At 52.3% G+C, this 3,867-nt stretch carries 4 protein-coding genes; all 4 read right to left on the bottom strand.

Annotated features, from left to right (window positions below; all coding sequences use genetic code 11):
- A partial coding sequence (locus tag ACETWG_03830) for a radical SAM protein (protein ID MFB0515718.1) occupies window positions 1-879 on the bottom strand: 879 nt, incomplete at its 3' end.
- Window positions 880-1,168: 289 nt separating this feature from the next.
- Window positions 1,169-1,597 (bottom strand): hypothetical protein, encoded by a 429-nt coding sequence (locus ACETWG_03835; GenBank protein MFB0515719.1) that lies wholly within the window; start codon window positions 1,595-1,597, stop codon window positions 1,169-1,171.
- 130 nt (window positions 1,598-1,727) lie between these two features.
- Window positions 1,728-2,792 carry a CFI-box-CTERM domain-containing protein gene (locus tag ACETWG_03840; GenBank protein MFB0515720.1) on the bottom strand — a complete coding sequence of 355 codons (1,065 nt, stop codon included), beginning with the start codon at window positions 2,790-2,792 and terminating at the stop codon, window positions 1,728-1,730.
- Between the two features lie 95 nt (window positions 2,793-2,887).
- A partial coding sequence (locus ACETWG_03845) for a hypothetical protein (protein MFB0515721.1) occupies window positions 2,888-3,867 on the bottom strand: 980 nt, incomplete at its 5' end.

Below are 3,867 nucleotides of genomic sequence, written 5' to 3' on the forward strand. Positions count from 1 at the left end.
CAATTCCTTTACTTTGCGGTGGAAGCCAAGCCTCAAGTCCCTACGCAGGCGATAGCCTCCGCCTGACCAATGTGCCTTGTAGATATATTCCTGCTCGAATTTCTTAGCTGCAAGTGGCGACTGGCTATAGATAACTTTGTATATTCGCTGCCATATACTTGCGCCTTCGTGACCGGCCGATGGAGAGCGTCTTCTGGATAGCCTGCCAGTGCTGGCGGTGACATGCCTGGCTCCAATCGTGGCGAAGATGTCCAGCAACCCAGCTATTTTTTCAAACCGGGAATCGCCGTAAAGGGCCTGGAATAAATGGACAAAAATGGGGTCGAGGCGGATGACAGTGTCTATACCCATTTTAGATAGCTTGCTGACGGTAGCCACTCTAGCATCAAATGATGGTGCTTTGGGTGATAAAAGCTCAAGCACATCAGGAGTCCCTTCAATGGTTATAGCTATAAATTTAGGCTTGTAATCAATAAAGCCAGGCAATTCCAGAAGAAAGGACGGGTCGCCTTTGGTGGTGATGAAAAAGGAGACGCCGTAATCCATAAGAAGCTGTATCAGTCTTCTGACCTCTCTTTTCAATTCAGGTATGTCTTGGCAGGGGTCGGAGATATTGGACAGGGAAATTGGCGGGCATAAAGTCAGCTTTTTAAGGTCTCTCTCCACTAACTCAGGCAAGTTGTTATAAATCAGGGTATCCTCGGAGTAGTTGGAGTAAATAGCTTCCCGGGCATAGCAGTAGATACAATCATGAACACATTGGTTGGGCCCCGGTGGCGTAACATTGATAATCCAGCAGTGGAAGCACTTCCGCTCGGGATGAGAGTAGGGGAAATCATGGAAGGTCGAGCCCTTCTTGGCTATTAACCTTACGGTCACAATCTTATTTTAGCAGTTTGCTCGCTTCCAATGACAAATGACAAAGTTCAAAACACGACTGAGAAAAAGAAGTAGCTTTGGCATTTAAACATTTGGATTTTGATATTTGGGCTTGTTTAAGTCTGTCGTGAGCGAAGTCGAGGGGATTTGTTGCTTGGAGTTTAGGATTTGGAGCGGAGTGACTTTGGTATTTAGGATTTGTTTAAGATGCTGAAGGGGGCAGCTTCACACTGCCCCCTCGTATTTTCATCGGCAACCGAGCATAAGTCTTACGTAACTGTTAACGGGGTCACTCTTCGACGGTACCTCCGATTGCATCGGCTATGCCCCGGAGCAAGTCGCCTAATGACGCGCCTAAGTCTGCGAAATCAGGAAGGAACTGTTCTAACGCAGCTTCGACAAGATCCGCGAGCCCGTCCAGCACCGCCGCTGAGACATCAACGGCTATGACGCCTAACTCGTCAGACCAGCCTCCCAAGTTGCCAGCCATCTGTCCCGTAGTGGCACAAACGGCCCGCCCCATGATGTCTTGGACACCAAGGTAAGTCCATACCGCAGCGCCAGCCAGCGTCTTGGTCGTTTTAGCGGGTAGCGGCCCGCCTTCAGGCGGGGTGTATGGGCACGGGGGCTCTTCGCACTCTTGCGCCCCTACAGCGACAGGGACCATAAAAGTGACCAGTAACGCAAGAACAACACCTATACTAATTAACTTTCTCAACTGTTCCTCCTTTCTGGTCTCATAGCCCTCTTTATTGGTATTGGTTGCATTCCCCTATCATTTATCTGCAAATCTCTAGCCTTTGATATGTTCGGGCAAACACAATGCGCGGAAACACTTATTACGCTCATCAGCCTCTCTCCCCCCATAAATCGTAGCTCCAACTTAATATAGCGACAATTGGGTCAACCAAGCCCACCCTCACCGCTGTTCTTACAACTTCGTGTTGGGAAATAAACTCGGCTATGAGAGGACTGGTCTTGTAATAGAGAGACACCAACTCAGCACCTAAGCTGTTGGTCAGCAGGACGACGTCCCGGAACTCACGCAGGACTTCTATTTCCTGTGCCGTCGGACTTCCATAGGCTGCGGTGGCGATAAAGCAACCTAGCGGATTAGTCGCAACCTGGAAGCTGGCAGTGACGGTTGCATCTGCCGCGGGCATTTGGAAGATAGTCGACTCGGCATTGGCATTACTGAATTGGCCTGAAGTCGCTGTCCACCTAACAAACTGGTAGCCCGATGCGGCTACCGCTTGTACGCTGACAACCTCACCTTCTCCGTACGGAGAAGTAGCGGTGACATCAGTCGCCGTTCCACCCATGACTGGTGACGCTGCCATGGTCAGGGAGTAACCCTCCTCGAAGTTAGCGGTGATGGAGTAGCTGTCGTTCATAGTGATGGTGGTTGAGGCATCATTGACATCGGCGATTGTGCCTACATCACCGGTCCACTTGTCGAACTGATAACCCGCATCAGGCTGGGCAACGAGGTCAACTACTGCTGCCCCGGCCCAGAGGAAAGTTCCCTCACCAGGCGAGGTTACCGAACCACCGGCAGTGCTATTCACTGTCAACTCAAATCCTGGCGGCTCATCAATTGTCAGGTCGAAGTCATCATCCAGTTTGGTGGACTCCCAGGCAGCACTCTCATTTGCTAGGATGCCGCCGACCGTAAACGTGACTGTAGTGCCAGGGCCGGGCACCAGAATAACGTACCTGCTCTGGTCGTCCACGTTGGTCTCAGCATTTTTGACGCCGTCTACGAAAGCCTCCACCACTGTCCCTTCCGGCACCGGACCCGGCGGATTGAGGACGCTTACCGCGCCCGCGAATCCGTGCGGCATCGGCGGTATATCTTGGGCATTGGCAGGGACTGTCAGGACGCCGCCGGCGATGAGAACCAGCGCTAGCAAGAACCCAACAGCTCCCGCTTGCCTGCCGGCCCTGCGTCCTGCTGACCTATTTCCGCATGTCTGCCAGTTCATAATTCAAAGGCCTTCAGATTTCATTATAGAGGCGGAACGAAGCATGCATCTGCGGTGAACGCCATCCAGTAACCCTTACCTTGCAACAAGGGGTCTGGATTTATCTCCCAGGTCTGGGAAGCGGCGTCCCAACCATACCAATAGATGATTTTCCCCGCGGGAACCAGGGATGCCGTGTAGGTGGCCAAGGTCTTCGAAGCATTAGCTGACGTGAAGCCAACCATGTTCCAGCACTCATGATAGCATTTCTTCTGGTATGGTGGGTCCGGAGGATCGTTATACCACACGCCTTTTACCCTGAAGGACGCTGGATAATCTATATAAATCCAGTAGGCTCTGCACTCGTCCATTGTCGTGAGGGTCTCGAACGCTGTGTCATAACAATACACATACCACTGCCCGCAGTCGTAGTACCAGACTTGGAAGTCATGCCCCGGGTCGCAGACCGGTGGCAAAAGGTCAGCCAGCACGACCTCAATATCAGTATCCTCGGGGATACCAGGCAAGGAGATCAGGTTCCAGCCAGGAAGCAGCTGTATATCGAATAAATAAATTGGATATGATGGGGACGTTACTGCTGTCTCCTTTGATGTACCGACGATTAGAGTCTGATGGCAGGGAGCGCCATTTGTAACGCCCGCAATACGGACTGTCACCCATCCCGGTGCGAGGTCTCCGGTCAGAAGATCAATGTGGATCCCATTTGGTGGAAGCGCAGCCCCAGCTGCAAAGATGTTCCAGACCATAAGGTTCGCCGGAAAGGTATATACTGCCGGGGCACCGGCCCAGGTCGTGCCTTCCACGGTGACCGCGGTCCACGTAGAAACATCCGTGCCTGCCGGGAATGTGATGTCAATGCCTTCAGTTATCACGAGGAAGTCCAATGGCTGCTGCATCTTGAACTTAATGGTATAGTTGGATGCCTGGCCTGCAATCGCGTTGGTCAGGCCCACCGTGACGTTGCTTATCGCGGCGCTGGCCGGAGTCGCCATCACAGTGATGC

It is taken from the genome of Candidatus Neomarinimicrobiota bacterium (assembly GCA_041862535.1).
In the GTDB taxonomy this organism is placed as follows: Bacteria; Fidelibacterota; Marinisomatia; order SCGC-AAA003-L08; family TS1B11.